The following is a 26,193-nucleotide window of genomic DNA, read 5'->3' on the forward strand; positions in this document are numbered from 1 at the left end:
AAGGAGTAGAAATCTTTTTTGCTACATAAACAGTGAAACCAGAAGGACGGATCCTAATCCAGAAAGTCCAATCACACTAGTTAAAGTAGTCCAAGAAATAAATGTTTCTTTTAAGGTTAAACCAAAGTATTCTTTAATCATCCAGAAACCAGCATCATTAACATGGTCCATGAAGACACTACCAGCACCAATTGCGAGCACAATCAGTACAGGATCAACAGTAGAACCAGCTACGATTGAAGTAACTAAACTTGCACCGGTAATTGAAGCTACGGTTGATGATCCAAGACTAATCCGAAGAAGGGCAGTAATTAGCCAAGCCACGATGATTGGTGAAAGGCTAGTATTGCTGAATAGCTGACCAATATAATCGGCAACGCCACCATCAACAAGTACTTGTTTGAAGGCTCCACCACCACCAATGATTAGTAGCATCATGGCAATTTGTTTGATTGATTCTGACATTGCATTACCAATAGCAGTAATCTTTAAGCCACGGAAAATACCCATGGTAAAGATCCCAACGATTAATGAAATTAACATTGCTTGATCGGGTGATCCAATAAATTGAATAATTTGAAAAGCGATTGATTTATTGGGAATAATGAATGAAAGAATAGTTTCGATTCCGATTAATAATACTGGAAGTAAAGCGGTGAAAACACTGATACCAAAACCAGGAGTTTCTTCTAATTTAAATTCTTTATATTCACCTAAAACTGAGATATTAATGTTTTTCCGATATACTTGTGGATAAAATTTGTGTAGACACCAGTTAAAAATGGGTCCGGAGATAATAATAGTTGGAATTGAAACTAAAATTCCAATTAATAAAACGTGTCCAAGGGGTGCATTTAAAACCTGAGCAACCGCGGTTGGTGCAGGATGCGGTGGTAAAAATCCATGGGCAACATTTAAAGTTGCAGCCATTGGAACCCCTAAATACATTAACGGAAGGTCAACTTCACGAGCAATTACGAAGATAATTGGTAGTAAAACAACCAAGCCAACTTCAAAGAATAGAGCTAATCCAATAATGAATGAAGTTAAGATAACGGCAATTTGAATATGTTTTTTTCCAAAAACTTGAATTAGTTTGTTGGCAATTCGATAACCACCACCAGCATCAGAAATTAATTTTCCGAGCATTGATCCAAATCCAAAAATAATAGCTAAATGGCCTAATTGACCACCAATACCAGTTTCGATACTGGTAGAAATTTTAGCGACGGGAATTCCTAATGCAATTCCAACGGCAAAAGCAGTAATTACAAGTGATAAAAATGCATTAAGCTTTAGTTTAGTAATTAAAAATATTAATAAAATAACGCCAATTACAACGGTTATTAGGGGCATGTTCTTGTTCTCCTCATAAGGGGTAATAGTGCAGCGACAAAAATAAATTTTAGTACGTTATTACTGAATTGAATTACATCGCATGAATATCAATAATGATGGCTATATTTAGGTTTAAAGTTCCTTTCATGTTTTTTGCTTTGTAACCGTTAACAAATATACGGAATGTTGATACAAAAATCAACTAATAAGGCTAAACGATTAAACACTTATTTTTTGACTAAATAGAAGAAGGCTAATTTAGTTGACAAGTTTATAAGTTGAGAGTAAATTAGTTAATCGTTAGGTACCTAAGTATATATTGGGAGGTTAATCAATGACGAAGAGTTATGAGGACTTATCACATCAGATGTTTAATGTCATTGGTCTAATGCGCAGAGCGAGTTTAGCGAGAAGCTCTGAACAACATGGAATTCATCATGGTCAAGGCCATTTACTCAGCGTTTTAATGGAACATGATAATTTATCGCAAAAAGAATTAGCAGATGTCGTTCATATTAGAGCAGCTTCAGTGACGGATTTGCTTGAAAAAATGGAACACGAGGGATTAGTGATTAGGACTAAAGATGAAAAAGATCGCCGAATCACGCGAGTTTCAATTTCTGATAAAGGTCGCCAATTTTTAATTAAAAACAATTTGATCAGGCATGAAGTTAATGAAGTTGTTTACGGTGACCTTAATGATGACGACTTAGAGCAACTCGATATGATTTACCAAAAAATTATTAATTCGCTATCTAAAGATCTTGAATCGAACTGCGATTAAATAAGTCCGACAAAATGAATTACAAGGAGAAAGCTATTGTTTAAAATTGCACGAAAAAACTTTGCATTATGGGCTGTTGCGCTAGCCGTATTATTTTTGTTAATACAAGTCAGTGCAGATTTATATTTACCAACAATTACTTCAGATTTGATTGATAAAGGAATTGCGCAGAATGATCATGCGTATATTTGGCGTCAAGGTGGGAAAATGTTGGTGGTTTCTTTATTAGGTTTGTTAGCGGCTGCCGCTAATGTTTATTTTGCATCAACGCAAGCAATGAAAGTTGGACAAAAATTACGAACACAAATCTATTCGAAAATTATTAATTTCTCAAGTCGTGAGTTTACTGATTTTGGTGATTCATCATTGATTACACGAACAACCAATGATGTGATTCAGATTCAAAACGTTTTGGTAACAATGCTAAGAATGATGTTGCAAGCGCCAATTATGTTAATTGCCGCGGGCGTCTTGGCATATAATCGTGAAGCTAAGCTAACATCGGTATTTTTAATTTCATTACCATTATTAGCAATTAGTGTTATAGCAATTATGTATTTTGTGGTGCCACTATTTAAATCAATTCAAAAGAAAACCGATCGCATTAATTTAGTTTTTCGTGAAGGATTAACGGGAGTACGTGTAATCAGGTCATTTAATCAGGATCAATTTGAACAAAATCGATTTGATGAAGCCAATAAAGATTACACAATGACTTCAACTAAGGCCCAAACAATCGTGTCATTTATGTTTCCAATTATGACCCTAATTCTTAGTGGCACCAATATTGGAATTATCTGGTTGGGTGGACACTTGATTGGTGATATGTCGATGCAAGTTGGTAATTTAGTTGCTTTCATGACATATGCTACTCAAATTTTAATGAGCTTTATGATGCTTTCAATGGTCTTTGTGATGATTCCTCGTGCACAAGCTTCGGGTCAACGAATTAACGAAGTTTTAAATCGTGAAAGTAGTGTGAAAGATGCTACTGGGGATGATTTAAAGGTATTTGATCAAACTAAACCAGCTTCATTGGAATTTGATCATGTTGATTTTAGTTATCGTGGTGCTGAGAACAAGGCATTAGAAAACATCAATTTTAAAGCAACGGCTGGTCAAACGGTAGCCATTATTGGTGGAACGGGATCAGGTAAGTCAACGTTGGTTAACTTGATTCCTCGTCTATTTAGTGCAGATCATGGTGAAATCAAGGTTAACGGTCAAAATAATGCTTTGATTAGCCAAAATGAATTACATCAAGCTATCTCAATAACACAGCAAAAAGCCGTTCTGTTTAAGGGTACAATCCGTTCAAACATGCAATATGGTAAAGCTGATGCAACCGATGATGAAATTTGGCAAGCACTAGAAATTGCGCGCTCACGTGATTTTGTTGAAGAAAACGGTGGGCTAGATGCGACTGTTGAACAAAATGGGGATAATTTCTCTGGTGGTCAACGTCAACGATTAGCAATTGCACGAACAATCATTAAGTCAGCATCAATTTATATTTTTGATGATTCATTTTCTGCATTGGATTTCAAAACTGATGCGGAATTACGATTAGCATTGAAAGATGATAAAAATGTTCAAAAAGCTGTTAGTGTCATTGTGGCTCAACGAATTTCAACGGTTGCCGATGCTGATTTAATCTTAGTTATGGATGATGGTAAAGTAGTTGGTCAAGGAACACATGCTGACTTGAAAGCCACTAATGAAACGTATCGACAAATTGTCGAATCACAAATTCGGGAAGGGGATGGACAAAATGCATAATGGTCATCACGGGTCTAAAGGACCAATTGAAAAGCCACGTCATTTCTGGCCAACCACTAAACGATTATTTAAATATATGAAACGTTGGGTACCAGGGGTAATCATGTCGATTATTCTTGGTGGTGTATCGGTTATTCTCTCCGTTAATGCACCTAAGGTATTAGGGAAAGCGACCACCGAAATTTACGTGGGGGTAACTAAGGGATTCGCTGAAATGAAGGCAGGCGTACACGTTACGAGTTTGCCAATTAACTTTGATAAAATCCTCCAAATTTTAATTGTTGTTGGACTTTTATACGGAATATCAGCACTCTTTAGTATGGTTCAACAAGTGGTCATGACAAGGATTTCACAAAAAGTAGTTTATCAACTACGTAAAGATTTTAAAGCGAAGATGCAACGCGTACCCGTTAGTTACTATGATACCCATTCAAATGGTGATTTAATGAGTCGTGCCATTAATGATATGGATAATATCGCGGGTACACTACAACAAAGTTTGGTTCAAATCGTGACCAGTGTTTTGACTTTCGTTGGCGTATTGTATTTTATGCTGACAATTAGTTGGAAATTAACCTTGTTAGCGTTAATTACTGTGCCATTGAGTTTGATTATTGTCGGGGTGATTGCGCCTAAATCACAAAAACTATTTGCTAAGCAACAATCCAGCTTAGGTAAACTAAATAATCAGGTTGAAGAAAATTATGCTGGTCATACGGTGGTTAGAACGTTTAACCATGAAACGGATGCAATTGATAGTTTTAATGAACAAAATGAAAACTACTATAAAGCTGCTTGGAAAGCTCAATTTTTCTCAATGTTAATGTTCCCAATGATGAATTTCACGAAGAATATTACTTATTTATTAGTTGCAGTGGTGGGAACGATTGATGTTGCTAATGGAAATATTACTTTAGGTAATGTCCAAGCAATGTTGCAATATACTAATCAACTTTCGCAACCAATTACACAAGTTGCTAACTTATCAAATACAATTCAAGCAACCATCGCATCAGCTGAACGGATTTTTGAAGTCCTTGATGAACCAGAAATGGAAGATAATATTCAAGCTGATGCTAAACCAATTGATTTAAATGCGAAAATAATTTTTGATGATGTTGAATTTAGTTACGATGAAAATCCATTAATTAAAGATTTCAACCTGTTAGCGCCAAAGAATGACATGGTGGCGATTGTGGGACCAACCGGAGCCGGGAAAACAACAATTATTAACTTGTTAGAACGATTCTATGATATTCAAGGTGGAAATATCTACTTAGATGGTCAAGAAACACGAAATATGACGCGTGAAGAAGTTCGCAGTCATTTTGCGATGGTTCTACAAGAAACTTGGCTATTTACAGGATCTATCTTTGACAATATTAAATATGGTAATGAATCGGCAACTGATGAAGAAGTTTATGAAGCTGCTCGTTCAGCACATGCTGATAGTTTTATTCGTCAACTTCCCGATGGTTATGATACGATATTAGATGAGTCGGCTTCTAATATTTCACAAGGCCAGCGTCAATTAATTACCATTGCTCGAGCATTTGTCGCCGATCCTGAAATTTTGATTCTGGATGAAGCTACGAGTTCAGTTGATACACGAACTGAGTCGTTAATTCAAAAAGCGATGAATAATCTACAGCAAAATCGAACTAGTTTTGTGGTGGCTCATCGCCTATCGACAATTCGAAATGCAGAGAATATTATTGTTGTTAATCACGGTTCAATTGTAGAAACTGGAGATCATGATGATCTTATGAAACGTAACGGGTTTTATGCAGATTTATATAATAGTCAGTTCCTTGGAAATCAAATTTAAAGGGTAAAAATAAAATGGCACATGAATATTCAGAGACAATTAGACAAATCCATCAATTGGTGGAGGATGGCATTGCTCCTGGAATTTCATATGCCATTTTTGATGCTCATGAAGAAATTAAAGAAGTTTTTGGTTATGCAGAATTAACACCCGAGTTAGAAAAATTACGTCCAAGAATGCAATATGACGTTGCTTCTTTAACTAAGGTAATTGGGACAACAACGTTAATTATGCAATTAGTACAAGAAGGTAAAATATCGGTCGAGGATACTGTTCAAAAGTATCTGCCGGAATTTGGTGATCCTCGAGTTAAAATTAGACATTTATTAACTCATACGTCCGGAATTGAAGGATACATTCCGAATCGTGATGAATTAAGTGCAGAAAATCTAACTAAAGCATTGCTGGCATTACCAGTAAGCGATAATTTTAATCAAACAATTAAGTATGCTGATATTGGTCTTATTTACTTAGGCTGGATTATTGAATATTTTTATCACCAACCAGTGCAGCAGGTGATTCAAACCGAAGTATTAAACAAGTTAGGTATGAATTATTCGACTTTTAATCCGAAAATGAATAATTGTGTGCCTACACAATTACACCCCAATCGAGGATTAATACGTGGAGTTGTTCATGATCCAAAGGCTTATACGCTGGGAGAACATTGTGGAAGCGCAGGGATGTTTTCTACGTTACCAGATCTAACCAAGTTTGCGCATTCGATGATTGAGACCGGGCTAGATGGGTTGTTAACTAAAGCCACCATCGAATCTTTACAACAAGATCAAACACCAATGCAAGGATTTAACGGGCGAACCTTTGGCTGGCAATTATTGCAAGATAAGTCCGATAAGCATAATATTTTGTATCATACTGGATATACTGGTACCTGGCTAATTATTGATGTAAGCACTGATCAGGGATTTGTCTTTTTATCTAATCGAGTCCATCCATCCGATAATAATCAAATCTATTTACCAAGACGAGATGAGATAATTAGCACTTACTTAGCAGAAAAAAGTAAATAATTGTAGTTTTAGTTGTTAATGTTTAAAATGACAATAATGGATTACTGGAAGTCCTCAGTTAATTGAGGACTTCTTTTTTTGGAGGAGATTATGAGAAAAATAATGGGGATGTATCGGCGATATTGGATGCAATTTAGCCAACATTGGGGTTATTTAATTTTATTGACTATTGGAACAAGTGCAATTATTGGGCAAGTTATTGTGCCGGTTTTAACCTGGCTAGTTCAAAGAGCGATGAAAATAGCCAATATTCAATATTTATCGTATACCAATATGATCGATGTAATTATTTCTCATCCAATTTTCGTAATGATTTTATTGCTGATAGTGGTCGTAACCTTAATTACGGCTTATTTACAGTTCACTTTTTGGATGGTAATTATTGCTAATATTCGTATAAATCGAAGATTTTCAACATGGTCAGTTTTAAAAGAAAGAATTAGAGATCTAAAACATCTTCGGATTTCAACGATGTTAGTGACCTTTGCATATTTGATTGTCGTAGTACCATTCGGTAAAGTGCTATTTCAATCGGAATTACTTTCGAAAATTACAATTCCGGTTTTTATTCTGGATGATATGGGGTCGTCAGTCTTCATTTGGGTGCCAATCGTTATTATTACAGCATTATCACTTTTTTTATCGATTAAGATGATAACTTTTTTACCAAGAACTATGAATCGACATTCATCAACAATAACGTTATTAAAGAATAGTTGGATAGAAACAAATAAACGTTGCTTAAAAATTATAATTAAATTAATTGCTAGTTCATTTTTATTGATTTTAGTTGAGATTATTAGCCGTGGAATTTTATATATACTGCAAACCTATTTAGATAAGTATATGCCTTCAATTGCGTTGTTTGGAGCTGTAACAAATTTAATGATTTTAGAAGTAATTAACCAATTTATAATGGCAGTTGGAATTGTTTTTATTATCAATATTGTACTTGATGAATTCAATGGAAAGTTAGTTAATGAAACAAAAATAGTTATTAAGCAAGCTAAGTTTAAAAAATTAAAACGTTTCTCGGCAATTGGCTTAATTCTTATCGTAGGAGGATCGGTTGCCACATATAATTTTTTATATTTTAAAGGTGCTTTAATTGAGCCGCCATTAGTGATTGCCCATCGAGGGGTAGATAACCAAAATGGAGTTCAGAATACAATTCCAGCTCTTGAAAAAACAGCTAAAGAAAAGCCGGATTTTGTTGAGATGGATGTCCAAGAAACTAAGGATCACCAATTTGTGGTGATGCATGATGGTAATTTAAACAAATTGGCTGGTGTAAATAAACAAATTCATGATCTTACTTTGTCAGAATTAACTCGACTAACAGTAAGTGAAAATGGAAAGTCAGCTAAAATTGCTAGTTTTAATGAGTATTTATCAGTAGCAGAAGATAATCATCAAAAATTATTAGTTGAAATTAAAACTTCTAAATATGATAGCCCTAATATGGTATCTAATTTCTTGACAGAGTATCAATCCAGGATGTTGGCGGATGGTAACTATATTCATTCATTAGATTATCCAGTAGTTAAAAAAGTTAAAGATCAGTCGCCTAAACTGATAACGAGTTTTATCTTACCTTATAACTTAGCCTTTCCACGAACGAGTGCTAATGCTTATACGATGGAGGAAACGACATTAACACAAAATTTCATGGATCAAGCACATCAACATGGTAAAAAAGTTTTTGCTTGGACGGTTAATGATCCTGACCAAATGCAACGATTATTATTCTTAAATGTTGATGGTATTATTACTGATGATACTTCGACTCTTCAGGAAGTTATAACAGATAATAAGGATCATCCGTCATATGCTAATCAATTAATGATTTATACAAATCAATTAAATGGTATTAGTGGAACAGCGCAAAATTAATGTAAGTAGTTAAATAAATAGGACTTCACCCAAATTGGGGTGAAGTCCTATTTATTTAGAAAGTTGGTAAAACTTGATATTGTTCTTGAACTGAAAAATCTTCATTTGGATATTTATTGTGTAGTGCTTTGAGAATCATTCGTTTAGCTAGTAAACCATTACGAGTTAAGATTGGTCCGTGAAAGTATGAACAGTAGGTTTCTTTATAAATGGCACCTTCATAATTATCTTTATCATTATTACCTTTTCCAGAAATAACCGTACCTAAAGGTTTTTCGCCATCGCCAAGGAAAGTCATGCCGCTATGGTTTTCAAAGCCATGATAAACTTCGCCGGTTTCTTCGTTTTTAATGGTAATATCACCGATGAAACGACTATCATGCTGATTTATCGTATAGTGATTTAATACGCCGATACCCGGAATCCGTTCGCCTTTAGCACTAAGGTAATAGTGTCCTAATAATTGATAGCCACCACAAATTGCAAGCATTGGTTTATCATCATTAATGAATTTTTGAATTTCAACTTTTTTACTTTGAATATCTTTTGAGACAATAACCTGCTCGTAATCTTGACCACCACCGAAAAAAGCAATATCAAAATCAGTATCATCGAAGGTATCTTCAGTGCTAACAACGGTTGTTTCAATTTCTGTATCCATTTGGCGGGCGTAATATTGTAAAGCTAAAATATTACCAACATCGCCATAAGTATTTAATAAATCACCATATAAATGTACAAGATTTAAACGATATTTTGCCATTAAGCATCCATTCCTTCCTTGATTAATTTTTGATCAGCTAATTGATTACGAAGTTGTAAGACGGCAGTGTAAGTTGCCAAAACATAAACTTTTTTAGTTGGAACCTCAGTAATTCGTTGAACAACATCTTTAAGATGAGGTTCAATAATGGGGTCATCAATGCCAGCCACTTTAAGACGGAAAGTAATATCTTTATATCGTTCGCCACCAGTAATGAATTGTGGAATATCATGTTCTTTTAGTTTTTCAAAATTACCATCCCAAATCCAACTAGTATCAATACCGTCAGCGTAATTGGCGTTTAATAAACCAACAAATGAAAATGGGTCATTATCAGATAAAATCATATCAATAACTTGATTTAAGCCAACTGGGTTTTTAACAAGGATTAATGTAACTTGTTTATCGCCAACGTTAATAACTTCTTGGCGACCAAAAACACGGCTATCATTTTCAAAAGCATTACGAATTTTATCAGCGGGAACGTCTAGGAAACGGCCTAGAGTGTAGGCAGCTAAAGCGTTATAGATGTTGTAGGTTCCACCAATTTGAATTGAGAAAGGGTCGCCGTCAATTTCAAATGAAGAACTTGTTGGCGTGAGTTCATTAATTTTAGTTACTTGATGTGCTAATTTAGGACGTTTGAAATCACAATTTGGACAGAAATAATCGCCAAGATTGCCATAAGTAATGAAACCATAATGAAGAATGTGATTACATTTAGGGCAAAGGACACTATCTGTGTTGGAAGGGGCTTTAATGTCACTTGTAGGAAGATGATTAAAACCGTAGTAAATAATTTTATTTGGTAATTTCTTTGAGTTGAAAATCATTGCGTCGCCATTAGCGATGATAGTAGCTTCAGGGGCATTAGCAACGCCATCGAGAATCTTTTGGTAGGTTGTATATAATTCGCCATAACGATCCATTTGATCACGAAACAAGTTAGTAAAGACAAAGGCAATGGGCTGAATATGTTTAGTGACCTTAACCACATTGGCTTCATCAACTTCAAGCACAGCAATTGGTTTACCATTTTTTGATTTAGGTGCAGTAATGAAAGTTGTCACAATTCCTTGTTCCATATTAGAACCAGTTGGATTAGTAACGACTTGATCATATTTTTCTTTAAGAACTTTTACGCTAAGTGCGGTAGTAAGTGTTTTTCCATTAGTACCAGTGATAATCACAACGTCATATTTTTGACCAAAGGCACTTAAAATGTTTGGGTCAAGGGCAATTGTGACTTTACCTGGTAGCGAACTACCGCCATGGAAAAAAGTATGTAGAAACCAATAGCTAGATTTTCCAGCAGCAGCAGCCAATGAACTTTTGATTGACATGGAAATTTCCTCCCGTTATACGTTGTTAAATTAAGCATAGACTTATTTTTTTATTTAACTAATTTTGATTACGTAATTTACACAAATTTAATAAATTAATATTGATGTTATTAATAGCTTATTGATAAACCTTGAACCTTGAGTTTATCTAAAAAAGGGCAGATTGTCGAGTAATCTAAGTAAAGTTAGTCATCTATTTCGAAGGATCTGGACTTGTCTGTTCACAAAAACTTTTTTTTTCGGTATACTGTTAAGGACTATGTAAGGAAAAAGGTGAAATGACTTGGCACAATTATTCTTTAAATACGGTGCAATGAACTCTGGTAAATCAATTGAAATTTTGAAAGTTGCTTACAATTATGAAGAGCAAGGCAAGTCAGTAATTATGATGACAAGCGGCATTGATAATCGTTCAGGTGTTGGGATGATTTCAAGTCGAATTGGCTTGAAACGAGAAGCATTACCAATTATGCATGAAACTAATGTATTTGATTATGTTAAAAAAACTAATCCAGATGCAGCTTGTGTGTTAGTTGATGAAGCCCAATTTTTAACCAAGGAACATATTTTACAACTAACTAAAGTTGTTGATGATTTAAAGATTCCAGTGATGACATTTGGATTAAAGAATGATTTTCGTAATGAATTATTTGAAGGCTCTAAATATCTTTTAATTTATGCTGATAAAATTGAAGAAATGAAGACAATCTGTTGGTTTTGTAAGAAAAAGGCCAGTTTTAATTTACGAATGCTTGATGGCAAGCCTGTTTATGAAGGTGAACAAGTTCAAATTGGTGGTAATGAAGCTTACTATCCAGTTTGTCGACGTCACTATTTCGACCCAACTGTTTAGGAAACTAGGAGAAAATACTTAATGAACGAAATATTTGATAAATTACAATCGGTCGCCGATCGTTACGATGAAGTAAATGAATTACTTAGTGATCCAGATATTATTTCTGATACTAACCGGTTTATGGATCTCTCAAAAGAAGAGGGTAATTTACGTGAAACGGTTGAAAAGTATACAGAATATAAAAAAGTGGTTCAGCAAGTTAAAGATGATGAAGAGTTACTTCGTGAAAACTTAGATGATGAAATGGCTCAGTTGACTAAGGAAGAACTAACTGAATCACGTGAACAACAAGAAAATTTAGAAAATGAATTAAAAGTTTTATTATTACCTAAAGATCCTAATGATGATAAAAATATTATTATGGAAATTCATGGTGCTGCTGGTGGGGATGAAGCCAGTCTATTTGCTGCTGACTTATTTGAAATGTATTCACGATATGCTGAAAAGCAAAACTGGACAGTTGAAATCGTTGATCAAAGTCAAACTGAGGTTGGTGGTTTTAAAGAAATTGTACTAATGATTAGTGGTGCTAGTGTCTATTCTAAATTGAAGTATGAAAATGGTGCCCATCGAGTTCAACGGATTCCAACTACTGAATCAGCAGGACGAATTCATACCTCAACGGCAACGGTTGGGGTGATGCCTGAAGCCGAAGACGTGGATATTGAACTTGAAGATAAGGATATTCGGACTGATGTTTATCGTTCATCAGGAGCTGGTGGACAACATATCAATAAGACATCATCAGCCGTGCGGATGACGCATTTACCAACTGGAATTGTGGTAGCAATGCAAGATCAACGATCACAACAACAAAACCGTGCTAAAGCAATGCAAATCTTAAAAGCCCGTGTGTATGATTACTATTCACAAAAAGAAGAAAGTGCATACAATGAACAACGTAAATCGGCTGTCGGAACCGGAGATCGTTCTGAACGAATTCGGACTTATAACTATCCGCAAAACCGAGTTACGGATCATCGGATTGGATTAACTTTGAATAAATTAGATCGAATTATGAGTGGCGAATTGGAAGACGTGATTGATGCCTTGGTTATTGCCGATCAAGCAGAAAAAATGGAGCAACTTCGTGATGAATAATCCAACCTATCGAGAAGCCCTTAATTGGGCTTCTTCTTATATCCAGAGTAATATTGATCCCACAGCACCTGAGTTTTTATTAGAAGCTGAACATGATTGGACGCCAACCCAATTGGTTTTACATCGTAATGATGAAATGATTGATTTTGAATTTGAAATTTTTAAATCTCAGGTTGAACGTTTAATGCAAAATGAGCCAGCTCAATATATTGCTGGGAAGGCCCCTTTTTTTGGACGAACATTTACGGTTAATGATCAAGTGCTAATTCCAGAAAATGAAACTGAGGAATTAGTTGAGTGGGTATTAACGGAATTTGGTGAACAACCATTAAAGGTACTTGATTTAGGTACTGGTAGTGGTGTAATTGGAATTACTTTAAAATTAGAACGGCCAAATTGGAATGTAACGGCGAGTGATATTTCTACAGCAGCTTTAAATGTTGCTACATTGAACGCCAATGATTTAAATGCTGAGGTTGAATTTATCCAGAGTGATATTTTTACTAATTTGGATGAGCAAAAATTTGATTTAATTGTTTCTAATCCACCATATATTGGTGAAGAAGAACGTGATGAAATGGATGAGTCGGTTTTAGAATATGTGCCGGATTTGGCATTGTTTGCGGATAATCATGGTTTAGCAATCTATGAAAAGATCTTTAGTAATTTAAAACAAATCTTGACGCCTCAGGGAGTATTGTTTGCTGAAACTGGATATGGTCAGGAAAAGATGATTAAAAATTTGGCAAACCGTATATTGCCTATGGCGACAGTTGAAACTAAACATGATATTAATGATAAGATGCGAATGGTAAAGATATCCGATTTAAATGAAAGTGACAAGTAAGCAATGAAAACTCAAATTTTTACAATTAAAGAAATTAAGCAAGCTGCACAATTGATTAGTGATGGTCAGTTGGTTGCTTTTCCAACCGAAACGGTTTACGGATTAGGGGCAGATGCAACCAATGAAGCCGCAGTTAAGCAGGTTTATCTTGCTAAGGGCCGTCCTAGCGATAATCCATTAATTGTTCATGTGGCTGATATTGAAACGGTGGAGAAGTATGCCAAAGTTATTCCCGATAGTGCTTATCAATTGATGAATCATTTTTGGCCAGGATCATTAACGATGATTTTTACATTGAAGGATGGAGTACTATCAAAATCAGTTACGGGTGGATTAAATACGGCTGCCTTTAGATTTCCGGATAATGATGCAACGAGAAAATTAATTGAATTAGCTAATTGCCCAATTGTCGGACCGTCAGCTAATACTTCTGGCAAGCCTAGTCCGACAAAAGCCCAACATGTATATCATGACTTAAATGGAAAAATTGCTGGTATTTTAGATGATGGTGAAACTAAAGTCGGGGTTGAGTCAACGGTAATTGATATGTCAACGGATACGCCTGTAATCTTACGACCAGGTGCAGTGACTAAAAGCCAAATTGAAAGTGTGATTGGTTCAATTTCGAATAATCACCATCAAGTAGGTGACAAAGAAGTTCCTAAAGCACCTGGTATGAAATACACGCATTATTCACCCAAAGCACAAGTTACTATTTATGATCCTAAAGTTGACTTGTCTCGATTAAATCAATGGTTAGATCAGCAGAAACAACCAATTGGCCTTATGATTGCTGATGATCAATTAATGCAAATGAAGTTAAATTCTAATGTCGAAGTTTTTTCTTTGGGTAAATCTTTAATTGATGCAAGTCATCAATTATTTGCGGGATTAAGATATTTTGATGATCAGCCAGAAGTTAACACAATCATGGTGCAATCGTTTGAAGCCAATGACTTAGGGTTAGCTTATATGAATCGTTTAGAAAAATCGGCTGGTGGATCACACTTTTAATTATAAATTTTGACTAGTTTTGGTGTATTATCATATTGTGCTCTAAATACCATTAAATTTAAGGAGAGTGTGCTATGAACTATGCGAAGAAAGATGACCAATTATGGCAATCAATTGCGAAAGAAGAAATCCGTCAGGAAGATACAATTGAATTGATTGCTTCAGAAAACATTGTTTCAGATGCTGTCCGTGAAGCCCAAGGAAGCGTACTTACCAATAAATATGCTGAAGGGTACCCAGGCAAGAGATATTATGGTGGCTGTCAATTTGTTGATCAAGTTGAGCAGTTAGCAATTGATCATGCTAAAGAACTGTTTGGTGCTGAATACGTTAATGTTCAACCACATTCAGGTTCACAAGCTAATTCAGCTGTTTATCAGGCATTTCTTAAACCAGGTGACACGATTCTAGGTATGGGGCTGGATGCTGGTGGACATCTTACACATGGTGCGACCGTTAATTTTAGTGGTAAATTTTATAAGTCATATGGATATGGATTGAATCCGGATACTGAATTATTAGATTATGATGCAATTTTGGATCAAGCAAAAGAAGTTCAGCCACAAATTATTGTAGCTGGAGCCTCGGCATACAGTCGGATTATTGATTGGAATAAATTCCGTGAAATCGCTGACGCGGTTGGTGCATATTTAATGGTTGATATGGCACATATTGCTGGCTTAGTAGCGACTGGGGTTCATCCAAGTCCAATTGGAATCGCAGATGTGGTCACAACCACTACACATAAAACTCTCCGTGGACCTCGTGGTGGAATGATTTTAAGCCAAGAAAAATATGCTAAAAAATTAAATTCAGCAGTTTTTCCTGGAGGCCAAGGTGGACCGCTTGAACATGTAATTGCTGGTAAAGCCCAAGCTTTTTACGAAGACTTGCAACCATCATTTACAACTTATATTAAGCAAGTAGTTAAAAATGCTAATGCAATGGCAGAAGTATTTAACGCTAGTGATAACGTCCATGTTGTTTCTGGCGGAACCGATAATCATTTATTTAATATTTCTTTAGTTGATACAAATGTAAATGGTAAAGAATTACAAAACTTATTAGATAGTGTAAATATCACAACTAATAAAGAATCAATTCCAAATGAACCATTGAGTCCATTTGTAACTAGTGGAATTAGGATTGGAACTCCAGCAGTTACTAGCCGCGGATTTGATGAAGAAGATGCTAAACAAGTTGCACATTTAATCTTGCAAGTGATTAATCAACATGATGATGAAAAGGTCATGGCTGAGGTTAAAAATAAAGTTAAAGAGTTGACAAGTGTACACAAAGTAAATTAATTTGATATTTTTACACAGAACCAGTGATATGTCTGGTACAATAGATATGGAATTTTTATAAGGAGTGTAATCGATTATGGGCAAATTTGAAGTACTTGATCATCCACTAATTCAACATAAATTAACATTAATTCGTGATAAGAACATGGGAACTAAAGATTTCCGTGAGACAGTTAACGAAATTTCAACGCTAATGGCTTACGAAGTATCTCGTGATATGCCACTTGAAGATGTTGAAATAGAGACACCAATCATCAAGACAACTCGTAAACAATTAACAGGTAAAAAAGTTGCAGTTGTTCCAATTTTACGTGCTGGTCTTGGTATGGTTGATGGAATTCTGGATTTAATTCCAGCAGCCAAAGTTGGTCATATTGGAATGTATCGTGATGAAACAACCTTAAAGCCACATGAATATTTTGTGAAATTACCATCTGATATTGATCAACGACAATTATTTGTTGTCGATCCAATGTTAGCAACTGGTGGTTCAGCAATTATGGCAATTGATGCGCTTAAAAAGCGTGGCGCTTCATCAATTAAATTTGTATGTCTTGTAGCTGCACCAGAAGGCGTTAAAGCTTTACAAGAAGCACATCCGGACATTGATATCTATACTGCTTCACTTGATGATTCATTAAATGAAGATGGATATATCGTTCCTGGACTAGGTGATGCTGGTGATCGCTTGTTTGGAACTAAATAATAAATGAGATTTAAAAGATTGAACTTTGGTTCAATCTTTTTTTATGCAAATCTTTGAAATTATTAACTAACGCTTGCGGTACAATGAAACAGTGATGTAGGAGGAGTAGCATGAAGATACTTAAACAATGGTTTACAAATAAAAAAATAGTTATTTTAATCGTGCTACTAATTATTGGTGGCTGCTCCATGTGGTTTGTTAATCATAATCAAATGTTTTATCACGATACAATTGCTAAAGTTACGAAAGTTGCAACTGATAAGCCACAAAAACAAGTGGATACTTTTAAGAATAAAGACCAAGTAACTCAACAAAAATTAACTTTGCATATATTAAATGGAAATAAAAAAGGGCAAGACATTACTATTAAAAATGAATATTCTGATTCACAAGCAGCAGATCAAAAATATAAAGTTAATGATCAAATCTTTGTAAAGCTCCATCACTATGATGGGAAACTAGGTGGAACCATTCAAGGCTTTAAACGAGACTATGTGTTAGTATTTTTAGCTTGGATAGTCGTCTGTCTGTTAATGATGTCAATGGCTTTTAAGGGGTCAATGGCTTTGCTTAGTGTTATTTTAAATGCGGTGCTATTTATTTTTGCTGTTAAATTGGACTTGCATTGGCAAGGGAACCACGTAATGGCCATTTTTGGCACCTTAGCGGTTGTTTTTTCAGTTCTAACCTTATTACTAGTGCTGGGGCCTAGTAAGCGAATGCTGGCCACTTTAGGGGCAACGATACTAGGTACCGGTATTTCTATTTTAATTAGTCTGGCTGTTTTTGCATTAACTCATGAAAAAGGAATTTATTATGAGTCAATGGAATATGTAACTCAGGTTCCCAGACCTCTTTTTTTAGCAGAAACCTTGCTAGGATCATTAGGGGCAGTTATGGATGAATCAACGGATATCGTCGCTACTTTATTTGAGCTAAAAAGTATTGACCCAAATATCAGTCGGGGACAATTATTTTTATCGGGTCGCAAAGTTGGACAATCAATTATGGGTCCATTAGTAAATGTACTATTTTTAATTTTTATGACGGATACTTTTATTTCAACTTTGTTGTACATTAAAAATGGTAATTCTTGGGGTTATACATTTGCAATGAATATGAGCTTGGGAACCGTTCAGAGTTTAATTAGTGGAATTGGCATTGTACTGGCAATTCCGGTTGCTAGTGGATTGGCTGCATTATTATTAGGAAGGCGGCAATCAGTATGACAACAATTACAGCTTTAGGCTTAGTGCTCTTAATTTTAATGTTAATTATCGGTGGTAAACAAGGGTGGAAAGCTTTTATGAGTTTAATACTTAACTTTGGCTTTTTGTTCTTTGCAGTTATCCTAATTGCATTTCACGTTTCGCCTTTTTTGGTGACCTTAGGAATTGGGATTGTTATTTTAGCAATCACGATTTTTATGGGTGACGACGATTTGCTAACGACACAGACCGCTTTTTATGCCTCGCTAATCGTATTATTAATTCTATTAAGCATAATTGTTCCAATTGAACATTTTGCGATGGTTCAAGGATTCGGTGCAGAAGATTCCGATGCACTAGAAGGAATGTCATTATATATTGGCATGAACTTTTTACAAATTTCAGTGACAACAACTGTTTTAAGTACATTAGGAGCAATTGCGGAAGCATCAATTGCAATTTCAGCTGGTTTAACCGAAGTTATAAGTCAGCATCCACATTTAACTAATCGTCAGTTAATGGCGAATGGAATGTCAATTGGTGAATCAATTTTAGGTACAACGTTTAATACGCTCTTCTTTGGCTTTTTTGGTGGCTTTTTAGCGTTATTTATTTGGTTCATGGGTCTTAATTATTCATTTGGAGAGATTATGAATAATAAAATTTTTGTTTCTGAATTAATTATGATTTTTATTTCGTTCATTGGAGTTATTATTACGATTCCGTTAACGACTTTGGTTATGACACATCAAAGACATAAGAAATTCGTTGACAATGATTAAATAAATCGATACGATAGATGACAACATAAGAGTCCTTTTAATGTGGTCCCGTGAGGCCGCCAAAGGAGACAGTGGAATTTAGTATATCCTTGTTGCCTTTAAATCCTTGCGGGTTTAAAGGCTTTTTTATTTATAAGGAGGATTACGATGGATAAGAAACAAGTCGTGTTAGATATTCATGATCGGCCTAAATTGGGTCAATGGTTGGGATTATCGATTCAACATATGTTTTCAATGTTTGGGTCAACGGTATTGGTACCAATTTTAGTTGGATTAAATCCGGGGATTGCATTATTTAGTTCGGGCGTTGGAACGTTATTATACATTTTAATCACTAAGGGAAAAATTCCAGCATATATGGGATCGAGTTTTTCGTTTATTGTGCCCATGTTAGCTCTGATGAAAGCCGCAGGATATCCTGCAATTGCTCAAGGGACGATTGCAGTTGGGGCAGTATATTTAATTGTTGCTTTGATTGTTAACTTCTTTGGATCGGATTGGATTGATAAGGTTTTACCACCGATTATTGTGGGACCAATTGTAATGGTGATTGGATTGTCGCTTGCCGGTACAGCAGCTAAAGATGCCACGTTAAATGCAGCAGGTGAATATGATATTAAATTGTTCGTGGTTGCATTAATTACATTACTAGTTACGATTGGTTTTAATATGTATCTAAAAGGATTTTTAGGCTTAATTCCAATTTTGTTAGGAATTGTATTTGGCTATTTAATGGCGGTGGTTTTTGGATTAGTGGATTTTACACCGGTTATGAAAGCAAATTGGTTTCAGTTACCATCATTTCAAGTTCCGTTTGTTTCGTATACACCAGAATTTTATTGGGGTGCAATCTTAAGTATGGCACCAATTGCCTTTGTAACGATGACTGAGCATTTGGGGCATATCATGGTTTTAAATCAATTAACGGGCCGTAATTTTTTTAAAAATCCTGGTTTAAATCGAACATTAGCCGGTGATGGAACGGCATCAATTATTGCAGGCTTTGTTGGTGGACCACCGGTGACTAGTTACGGTGAAAATATTGGCGTATTAGCAATTACTAAAGTTCACAGTGTTTATGTGCTTGGAGGGGCTGCTTTTTTTGCAATTGTGTTTAGTTTTGTTGGCAAATTAAGTGCACTAATTGAATCAATTCCTAGTCCAGTAATTGGTGGGATTTCATTTCTTTTATTTGGAGTAATTGCTTCAAGTGGTCTGCGGGTATTAATTGATAAAAAAGTTGATTTTGATAAGAAAAGAAATTTGATGATTGGCTCAACAATTTTAGTTATTGGGATTGGCAATGCCTACCTACAATTAGGGCAATATCAATTCTCTGGGCTTGCTGTTGCAGCGGTTTTGGGAATCATCTTGAATTTAGTCCTACCTGAAGAGGCAGCCAGTGAAAAACAAAACAATCAATAAACGTTGTTCTCATGCACAGTAAGACACATTATCAATGATGTGTCTTTTTTGATAAATACCTTTGAATTTTACCTCAAATGGTGGTAATATCGTTTTATGTATTTTGAGCTGTCAAATAATGTATTATTGATAGAATCTTCAAGCTGTCAACTCACTATATTAAGAACTAAAATTAACAGTTATAAAGAAAAGAGGTGGAATGTACATGGGTGGTGACGCTTATACTTTTAAGCTTTTCGGCCTCATGTTCAACTGGACGAACGTTCTTTCCGGGCTTGCTGTATTTGCAATTGTGTTTTTCTTGTTATTCTGGTTATCTAGAAAATTAACAATGAAACCAACTGGTAAACAGAATGTCTTGGAATGGTTTGTTGATTTCACGAACGGAATAGTTCAAGGACAAATGCCAGCAGAATTTGCGCCAAGGTATAGTTTCTTAGGATTTTTCTTGTTCATTTTTATTTTCGTTGCAAACCAATTTGGACTAATACTTCAATTTGGATGGGGTGGACATGAGTTATTACGGAGTCCAACAGCAGATCCAGTTATCACGATGACATTATCATTTTCAATCATGGTACTGACTCATTTTGTTGGGGTAGCGCAAAAAGGAATTTTTAAGTATCTAAAAGGATATGTAAAACCTTATGCGTTATTACTACCAATCAATCTTTTCGAAGAGTTTGGTAATTTCTTAACACTCGGTCTTCGTCTCTTTGGTAATATTTATGCAGGTGAATTGTTAATGAAGATGATTGCAGGTCTTGCTTTACCAGACGGTCATTTATCACTCGGAGTGATTTATGCATTACCGTTGTCGGTTTTATGGCAAGGATTCTCAGTCTTCATCGGTGCAATTCAAGCATACGTCTTTGTAACATTAACGTCAGTTTATATTTCTCACAAAATTGCTGAGGAATAACACATTTTAAGGAGGATTTAACAATGGGAGCAATTGCTGCAGGAATCGCTGCGATGGGTGCCGCTGTAGGTGCCGGTGTTGGTAACGGTCTTGTTATCGGAAACACTATTTCAGGAATGTCACGCCAACCAGAATTATCTGGTAAACTTCAAGGAACTATGTTCTTGGGTGTTGGTTTGATTGAAGCTATGCCTATCTTGGCTATCGTTATCGCCTTTATGGTTATGAACAAGTAATAATTTTTTTAATATTATATAAGGAGGTAACGATAGGATGTTTGCACAAAGCGTTTTAGCTGAATCGAATAGCTTGTACGTCGGAGACATGATCTTTTACATAGTATCATTAGTAATTTTAATGTTATTAGTTAAAAAGTTCGCCTGGGGTCCAGTTGTCAAGATGATGCAAGATCGTGCTGATAAAATTGCTAATGATATTGATAGTGCTGAAACATCACGTGAAGAAGCAACTAAGCTTGCTGAAAAACGTGAATCAGAACTTCAGAACTCTCGATCAGAAGCAGCTACAATTGTAGGTAATGCTAAGCAAAGTGGTGAAAGCCAACGGACGCAAATCATTACAACAGCACAAAACGAGGCACAAGCACTTAAAGAAAATGGTCAACATGATGCTGAACAAGCTCGTGAAGATGCATTAAAGAGTGCTAAAGACGATGTTGCAAACTTGTCTATTGAAATTGCTTCTAAAATCATTCACAAAGAGCTTAGTGCCAGTGATCAAAAAGCTTTGATTGATTCTTATATTGAAGGGTTGGGTAAAGAATAATGAGTCTTGATAAGATGACAATTGCAAAACGTTATGCGAAAGCAATGTTTGAATTAGTCGTTGAACAAGATCAACTTGACGCAACGCTTGAAGAGTTAACGCAATTACGTGAAGCCTTTAAAGCAAATGATACTTTAACTTCAGTTTTAACTGGTGCTGAATTATCACTTCAAGAAAAGCAATCATTAATTCAAGCTTTGACTAATGGAGCTTCTCCAGTGGTCAGTAACTTGATTCAAATGGTTTTTGATTACGGCCGCATGAATGAAATGGTCGCAATTATTGATGAGTTTGAGCGACGTTATGATTCAAAAATTGGAAGAGTTCATGCAGAAGTAATATCTGCGGTAGAACTTGATGATTCACAAATAGAAAAATTAACTAAGCAACTTGCTTTACGTGTAAATGCTAAAGAAGTTGTCGTAAGTAAACGTATTGATGATTCAATTATTGGTGGCGTAATTGTACGTACTGATAAAGAAATTCTAGACGGTAGTATCAGTTCTAGAATTGAACAAGTTCGTCGTTTACTATTGTAATAACATTTAATTTAAAGAGGTGAGACTTTTATGAGCATTAAGGCTGAGGAAATCAGTTCACTCATCAAACAACAATTGGCTAATTACCAAGAACAATTATCTGTTGAAGAAACAGGAACTGTTACGTATGTTGGTGATGGTATCGCCCGTGCTCACGGGTTAGATAATGCAATGGCTGGTGAGTTGCTCGAATTTGACAATGGCGTATTTGGAATGGTCCAAAACCTTGAAAGCAACGATGTTGGTATCGTTGTTCTAGGTGATTTTACTGGTATTCGTGAAGGTAACAGTGTCAAGCGTACTGGTCGTATCATGGAAGTTCCTGTTGGTGATGCATTATTAGGTCGCGTGGTTGATCCATTGGGTCGTCCAATCGATGGTAATGGTGAAATCAAGACTGACAAGACTCGTCCTGTTGAAAGAAAAGCACCAGGAGTTATGCAACGTAAGAGTGTCTTCGAACCATTACAAACAGGTATCAAAGTTATTGATGCTCTTGTTCCTATTGGTCGTGGTCAGCGTGAGTTGATTATCGGAGACCGTAAAACTGGTAAAACATCAATTGCCATGGATGCAATCATTAACCAAAAAGATCAAGATATGATTTGTATCTATGTTGCAATTGGACAAAAAGAATCAACGGTTCGTAGCCAAGTAGAAACATTACGTCGTTATGGCGCAATGGATTATACAATCGTAGTTTCTGCTGGACCATCTGATCCAGCTCCACTATTGTATATTGCCCCTTATACGGGTGCTGCTATGGGTGAAGAATTTATGTTTAATGGCAAGCATGTTCTGATCGTGTATGATGATTTGACAAAGCAAGCTGATGCATATCGTGAACTATCATTGATTCTTCGTCGTCCTCCAGGGCGTGAAGCTTATCCTGGTGATATTTTCTATACCCATTCACGTTTACTTGAACGTGCAGCTAAGTTGTCAGATGAATTAGGTGGTGGTTCAATGACTGCCCTTCCAATTATTCAGACACAAGCTGGTGATGTGTCAGCATATATTCCAACGAATGTTATTTCCATCACTGATGGACAAATCTTCTTGGATTCAGATTTATTCTATGCTGGTACTCGTCCTGCCATTGATGCCGGAACTTCAGTTTCACGGGTTGGTGGAGATGCACAAATTAAGGCTATGAAAAAGGTTTCAGGAACATTACGTTTGGACTTAGCATCATATACTGAACTTGCATCGTTTGCTCAATTTGGTTCTGATTTAGATACATCAACACAATCTAAATTAAATCGTGGAGCTCGAACAGTTGAAGTATTGAAGCAAGGCTTACACCAACCTGAAACTGTTGAACAACAAGTTGTAACATTATTTGCTTTAGGTAAAGGATTCATTGATGCAATTAAGATCGAAGATATCCAACGTTATGAAAGTGAATTATTCAGTTACATGACTGGTAACCATCAAGAAATTCTTGATGAAATTACAAGTACTTCTAAATTACCTGAAGGTGATGGATTCTATAATGCAATTAAAGAATTCTCTGAATCATTTCAAGGTAGTAAAGAAGCTGCAAAATAAGACTTAACCAGTAGGAAAGGACGGTGAGATTCAGTGCCTGCATCACTAGCAATCGTTAAACGTAAAATCGTTTCAACTAAAAATACTCGACAAATTACTTCTGCGATGCAAATGGTTTCAACTTCAAAGTTGAATCAAATTCAACATCACACAACTACGTATCAAATATACGCGGCTAAAGTAGAGTCAGTTATAGCGCATCTTGCACAATCTCATGCTTTCGGTTCTTCATCTGCTGGTCAAGCTTCTTCCGTTTCTCCATTGTTAACTCAACGTCCGGTTAAAAAAACTGGAATATTAGTTATCACTTCTGATCGAGGACTTGTTGGTAGTTATAACAGTAATGTTATTAAATCTACACTAGATTTTATGAACGAACATGATTTGAACGCTGATAATAGTGTGTTCCTAACGATTGGTAATACTGGAACAGAATTTTTTACTAAGCGTCAAATGAATGTTGCTTATGAATATACAGGTGTCAACGATGTTCCTAAGTTTGAAGAAGTAAGAGAAATTGTTAAAACGGTAACTGAAATGTACAGTAATGAAGTTTACGATCAGTTGTATGTGGTTCATAGCCATTACGTTAATCGTATTTCTTCTGAAGTGGAAGTTTCACAAATGTTACCGATTTCTGAAGAAACTCTTGGTGACATTGTCGATTCGAAAGAAGCCGAGAATGCTGATCAAGTAAGTCCAGCTTATGATTTTGAACCTTCGGAAGATGATATTTTCTCAGTTGTATTACCACAATATGCTGAGAGCAAAGTTTATGGAGCAATTTTAGATGCGAAAACATCTGAACATGCATCAAGTTCAAACGCGATGCGTGCTGCTTCAGATAATGCCGGGGATGTTATTGGTTCACTTGAACTTAAATATAACCGTGCGCGTCAAGCTGCGATTACTACCGAAATTACTGAAATTGTCGGTGGTCAAGTAGCACTTGAATAAATCTAAAAAATAGGAGGAAACAACAAAATGAGTTCTGGTAAAGTTGTACAAGTTATCGGACCTGTCGTTGATGTTGAATTCCCCTTGGACAGCAATCTACCTAATATTAATACTGCGCTTGATATTAAGTTAGCTGATGGTAATGCTTTAACAGTTGAAGTTGCCCTTGAATTGGGTGATGGAGTTGTTAGAACAATCGCCATGGATGCTACTGATGGACTACAACGTGGTATGGAAGTTATCAATACTGAACAATCAATAAGTGTTCCAGTTGGTGATGACACATTAGGTCGAATGTTCAATGTCTTAGGAAATACAATTGATGGCGGTGCGGAATTTAGTGCTGATGCTGAACGTAATCCTATCCATCGTGATGCTCCTGAATATGACGAATTAAACAATGCCACAGAGGTTTTGGAGACAGGTATCAAAGTTATTGATTTACTTGCTCCTTATGTTCGTGGTGGTAAAATTGGTCTGTTCGGTGGTGCCGGTGTTGGGAAGACGGTTCTAATTCAAGAACTAATTCATAATATTGCACAGGGACACAATGGTATCTCAGTCTTTACGGGTGTCGGTGAACGTACTCGTGAAGGTAATGATATGTACTATGAAATGAAAGAATCAGGTGTTCTTGAAAAAACGGCCATGGTCTATGGTCAAATGAACGAGCCACCTGGGGCCCGTATGCGTGTTGCCTTGACTGGTTTAACGATTGCGGAATATTTCCGTGATGTTAAAGGTCAAGACGTGCTATTGTTTATTGATAATATTTTCCGGTTTACACAAGCTGGGTCAGAAGTTTCTGCCTTGCTTGGACGGATTCCGTCAGCCGTGGGATATCAACCAACTTTAGCAACCGAAATGGGTCAGTTACAAGAACGGATTACATCAACTAAGAAGGGTTCAATTACTTCGATTCAAGCTGTATATGTCCCTGCTGATGATTATACCGATCCTGCTCCTGCAACTACTTTCGCCCATTTGGACGCTACAACTAACTTGGAACGTGCCTTGACTCAACAAGGTATCTATCCAGCCGTTGATCCTTTGGCATCAACATCAACTGCCTTGACCCCTGAAATTGTGGGCCAAGAACATTATGATATTGCAACTGAAGTTCAACATACACTCCAACGTTATCATGAATTGCAAGATATTATTTCAATTCTTGGAATGGACGAACTTTCTGATGATGAAAAGACGATCGTTGCTCGTGCACGTCGTATTCAATTCTTCCTCTCACAAAGTTTTAGTGTGGCTGAACAATTTACAGGTCTACCAGGTGCGTATGTTTCACTTAAAGACACGGTTAGTGGATTTAAGGAAATTCTTGATGGTAAGCATGATGACCTTCCTGAAGAAGCATTCCGTTTGGTTGGAACTATTGACGATGCAATTGCTAAATCAAAAAAAATGCAAACTAACTAGGG

The 26,193-nt window shown here is 35.9% G+C and carries 24 protein-coding genes; 21 read left to right on the plus strand and 3 right to left on the minus strand.

Features of this window, described 5'->3' with window-relative positions; all coding sequences use genetic code 11:
* Positions 1–21: 21 nt before the first annotated feature.
* Positions 22–1,356 (minus strand): gluconate:H+ symporter, encoded by a 1,335-nt coding sequence (locus tag FC70_RS01750; RefSeq protein ID WP_057889319.1) that lies wholly within the window; start codon positions 1,354–1,356, stop codon positions 22–24.
* 316 nt (positions 1,357–1,672) lie between these two features.
* Here FC70_RS01750 and FC70_RS01755 point away from each other — a divergent pair, with 316 nt between their 5' ends.
* From FC70_RS01755 to FC70_RS01775, 5 genes are all read left to right on the plus strand, one after another.
* A complete protein-coding gene (locus FC70_RS01755) occupies positions 1,673–2,122 on the plus strand; it encodes a MarR family winged helix-turn-helix transcriptional regulator (protein ID WP_057889320.1) in 450 nt (149 codons plus the stop codon).
* A gap of 36 nt (positions 2,123–2,158) precedes the next feature.
* Positions 2,159–3,901, plus strand: a complete 1,743-nt coding sequence (locus FC70_RS01760) for an ABC transporter ATP-binding protein (protein WP_057889321.1) — start codon at positions 2,159–2,161, stop codon at positions 3,899–3,901.
* Positions 3,894–5,729 carry an ABC transporter ATP-binding protein gene (locus FC70_RS01765; protein ID WP_057889322.1) on the plus strand — a complete coding sequence of 612 codons (1,836 nt, stop codon included), beginning with the start codon at positions 3,894–3,896 and terminating at the stop codon, positions 5,727–5,729. The genes FC70_RS01760 and FC70_RS01765 overlap by 8 nt, the downstream gene beginning before the upstream one ends.
* A 14-nt stretch (positions 5,730–5,743) precedes the next feature.
* Entirely contained in the window at positions 5,744–6,760 is a 1,017-nt protein-coding gene (locus FC70_RS01770) for a serine hydrolase domain-containing protein (RefSeq protein ID WP_057889323.1), read from the plus strand.
* A gap of 90 nt (positions 6,761–6,850) precedes the next feature.
* Positions 6,851–8,653 (plus strand): glycerophosphoryl diester phosphodiesterase membrane domain-containing protein, encoded by a 1,803-nt coding sequence (locus tag FC70_RS01775; protein WP_057889324.1) that lies wholly within the window; start codon positions 6,851–6,853, stop codon positions 8,651–8,653.
* Between the two features lie 55 nt (positions 8,654–8,708).
* Here the strand turns inward: FC70_RS01775 and FC70_RS01780 are convergent, their stop codons facing one another.
* Together FC70_RS01780 and FC70_RS01785 are read right to left on the minus strand one after the other, a co-directional pair.
* The gene (locus FC70_RS01780; protein WP_057889325.1) at positions 8,709–9,416 is read right to left on the minus strand and encodes a type 1 glutamine amidotransferase; all 708 of its coding nucleotides are present in this window, start codon (positions 9,414–9,416) and stop codon (positions 8,709–8,711) included.
* The gene (locus tag FC70_RS01785; RefSeq protein ID WP_057889326.1) at positions 9,416–10,759 is read right to left on the minus strand and encodes a Mur ligase family protein; all 1,344 of its coding nucleotides are present in this window, start codon (positions 10,757–10,759) and stop codon (positions 9,416–9,418) included. The genes FC70_RS01780 and FC70_RS01785 overlap by 1 nt, the downstream gene beginning before the upstream one ends.
* Positions 10,760–11,042: 283 nt before the next feature.
* On the opposite strand from FC70_RS01785, the gene FC70_RS01790 reads away from it, so the two are divergent.
* From FC70_RS01790 to atpD, 16 genes are all read left to right on the plus strand, one after another.
* Positions 11,043–11,612: a thymidine kinase gene (locus FC70_RS01790; protein WP_057889327.1), complete on the plus strand. Its 570-nt coding sequence runs from the start codon at positions 11,043–11,045 to the stop codon at positions 11,610–11,612.
* Between the two features lie 21 nt (positions 11,613–11,633).
* Positions 11,634–12,716, plus strand: a complete 1,083-nt coding sequence (gene prfA, locus FC70_RS01795) for a peptide chain release factor 1 (protein ID WP_057889328.1) — start codon at positions 11,634–11,636, stop codon at positions 12,714–12,716.
* Complete coding sequence (prmC, locus tag FC70_RS01800; RefSeq protein ID WP_057889329.1) at positions 12,709–13,563, plus strand: peptide chain release factor N(5)-glutamine methyltransferase; 855 nt, start codon at positions 12,709–12,711, stop codon at positions 13,561–13,563. Before prfA ends, prmC begins: the two co-directional genes overlap by 8 nt.
* A gap of 3 nt (positions 13,564–13,566) precedes the next feature.
* Positions 13,567–14,577, plus strand: a complete 1,011-nt coding sequence (locus tag FC70_RS01805; protein ID WP_057889330.1) for an L-threonylcarbamoyladenylate synthase — start codon at positions 13,567–13,569, stop codon at positions 14,575–14,577.
* 74 nt (positions 14,578–14,651) lie between these two features.
* Entirely contained in the window at positions 14,652–15,884 is a 1,233-nt protein-coding gene (glyA, locus tag FC70_RS01810) for a serine hydroxymethyltransferase (RefSeq protein WP_057889331.1), read from the plus strand.
* A 76-nt stretch (positions 15,885–15,960) separates the two neighbouring features.
* Entirely contained in the window at positions 15,961–16,590 is a 630-nt protein-coding gene (gene upp / locus FC70_RS01815) for a uracil phosphoribosyltransferase (protein WP_057889332.1), read from the plus strand.
* 116 nt (positions 16,591–16,706) lie between these two features.
* A complete protein-coding gene (locus tag FC70_RS01820) occupies positions 16,707–17,819 on the plus strand; it encodes a YibE/F family protein (RefSeq protein WP_057889437.1) in 1,113 nt (370 codons plus the stop codon).
* Entirely contained in the window at positions 17,816–18,580 is a 765-nt protein-coding gene (locus FC70_RS01825) for a YibE/F family protein (protein ID WP_057889333.1), read from the plus strand. The genes FC70_RS01820 and FC70_RS01825 overlap by 4 nt, the downstream gene beginning before the upstream one ends.
* Positions 18,581–18,727: 147 nt before the next feature.
* Positions 18,728–20,005: a uracil permease gene (gene uraA / locus FC70_RS01830; protein ID WP_057889334.1), complete on the plus strand. Its 1,278-nt coding sequence runs from the start codon at positions 18,728–18,730 to the stop codon at positions 20,003–20,005.
* Between the two features lie 205 nt (positions 20,006–20,210).
* Positions 20,211–20,927 (plus strand): F0F1 ATP synthase subunit A, encoded by a 717-nt coding sequence (atpB, locus tag FC70_RS01835; protein ID WP_057889335.1) that lies wholly within the window; start codon positions 20,211–20,213, stop codon positions 20,925–20,927.
* A gap of 23 nt (positions 20,928–20,950) precedes the next feature.
* Positions 20,951–21,163 (plus strand): F0F1 ATP synthase subunit C, encoded by a 213-nt coding sequence (gene atpE, locus FC70_RS01840; RefSeq protein ID WP_057889336.1) that lies wholly within the window; start codon positions 20,951–20,953, stop codon positions 21,161–21,163.
* Between the two features lie 37 nt (positions 21,164–21,200).
* Complete coding sequence (gene atpF, locus FC70_RS01845; RefSeq protein ID WP_057889337.1) at positions 21,201–21,713, plus strand: F0F1 ATP synthase subunit B; 513 nt, start codon at positions 21,201–21,203, stop codon at positions 21,711–21,713.
* Positions 21,713–22,252, plus strand: a complete 540-nt coding sequence (atpH, locus tag FC70_RS01850; RefSeq protein ID WP_057889338.1) for an ATP synthase F1 subunit delta — start codon at positions 21,713–21,715, stop codon at positions 22,250–22,252. Before atpF ends, atpH begins: the two co-directional genes overlap by 1 nt.
* Positions 22,253–22,282: 30 nt before the next feature.
* The gene (atpA, locus tag FC70_RS01855; RefSeq protein ID WP_057889339.1) at positions 22,283–23,803 is read left to right on the plus strand and encodes a F0F1 ATP synthase subunit alpha; all 1,521 of its coding nucleotides are present in this window, start codon (positions 22,283–22,285) and stop codon (positions 23,801–23,803) included.
* A gap of 33 nt (positions 23,804–23,836) precedes the next feature.
* A complete protein-coding gene (locus FC70_RS01860) occupies positions 23,837–24,760 on the plus strand; it encodes a F0F1 ATP synthase subunit gamma (RefSeq protein WP_057889340.1) in 924 nt (307 codons plus the stop codon).
* A gap of 27 nt (positions 24,761–24,787) precedes the next feature.
* Positions 24,788–26,191, plus strand: coding sequence for a F0F1 ATP synthase subunit beta (gene atpD, locus FC70_RS01865; RefSeq protein ID WP_057889341.1), 1,404 nt, complete (start codon positions 24,788–24,790; stop codon positions 26,189–26,191).
* Positions 26,192–26,193: the final 2 nt, after the last annotated feature.

Origin of the sequence: Paucilactobacillus oligofermentans DSM 15707 = LMG 22743, from assembly GCF_001434315.1 — a bacterium.
GTDB lineage: Bacteria > Bacillota > Bacilli > Lactobacillales > Lactobacillaceae > Paucilactobacillus > Paucilactobacillus oligofermentans.

Coding starts and splice junctions, on each gene's coding strand:
- FC70_RS01750 (WP_057889319.1), bottom strand. CDS start 1,356: ATGCCCCTAATAACCGTTGTAATTGGCGTTATTTTATTAATATTTTTA.
- FC70_RS01755 (WP_057889320.1), top strand. CDS start 1,673: ATGACGAAGAGTTATGAGGACTTATCACATCAGATGTTTAATGTCATT.
- FC70_RS01765 (WP_057889322.1), top strand. CDS start 3,894: ATGCATAATGGTCATCACGGGTCTAAAGGACCAATTGAAAAGCCACGT.
- FC70_RS01770 (WP_057889323.1), top strand. CDS start 5,744: ATGGCACATGAATATTCAGAGACAATTAGACAAATCCATCAATTGGTG.
- FC70_RS01775 (WP_057889324.1), top strand. CDS start 6,851: ATGAGAAAAATAATGGGGATGTATCGGCGATATTGGATGCAATTTAGC.
- FC70_RS01780 (WP_057889325.1), bottom strand. CDS start 9,416: ATGGCAAAATATCGTTTAAATCTTGTACATTTATATGGTGATTTATTA.
- FC70_RS01785 (WP_057889326.1), bottom strand. CDS start 10,759: ATGTCAATCAAAAGTTCATTGGCTGCTGCTGCTGGAAAATCTAGCTAT.
- prfA (WP_057889328.1), top strand. CDS start 11,634: ATGAACGAAATATTTGATAAATTACAATCGGTCGCCGATCGTTACGAT.
- prmC (WP_057889329.1), top strand. CDS start 12,709: ATGAATAATCCAACCTATCGAGAAGCCCTTAATTGGGCTTCTTCTTAT.
- FC70_RS01805 (WP_057889330.1), top strand. CDS start 13,567: ATGAAAACTCAAATTTTTACAATTAAAGAAATTAAGCAAGCTGCACAA.
- glyA (WP_057889331.1), top strand. CDS start 14,652: ATGAACTATGCGAAGAAAGATGACCAATTATGGCAATCAATTGCGAAA.
- upp (WP_057889332.1), top strand. CDS start 15,961: ATGGGCAAATTTGAAGTACTTGATCATCCACTAATTCAACATAAATTA.
- FC70_RS01825 (WP_057889333.1), top strand. CDS start 17,816: ATGACAACAATTACAGCTTTAGGCTTAGTGCTCTTAATTTTAATGTTA.
- uraA (WP_057889334.1), top strand. CDS start 18,728: ATGGATAAGAAACAAGTCGTGTTAGATATTCATGATCGGCCTAAATTG.
- atpB (WP_057889335.1), top strand. CDS start 20,211: ATGGGTGGTGACGCTTATACTTTTAAGCTTTTCGGCCTCATGTTCAAC.
- atpE (WP_057889336.1), top strand. CDS start 20,951: ATGGGAGCAATTGCTGCAGGAATCGCTGCGATGGGTGCCGCTGTAGGT.
- atpF (WP_057889337.1), top strand. CDS start 21,201: ATGTTTGCACAAAGCGTTTTAGCTGAATCGAATAGCTTGTACGTCGGA.
- atpH (WP_057889338.1), top strand. CDS start 21,713: ATGAGTCTTGATAAGATGACAATTGCAAAACGTTATGCGAAAGCAATG.
- atpA (WP_057889339.1), top strand. CDS start 22,283: ATGAGCATTAAGGCTGAGGAAATCAGTTCACTCATCAAACAACAATTG.
- atpD (WP_057889341.1), top strand. CDS start 24,788: ATGAGTTCTGGTAAAGTTGTACAAGTTATCGGACCTGTCGTTGATGTT.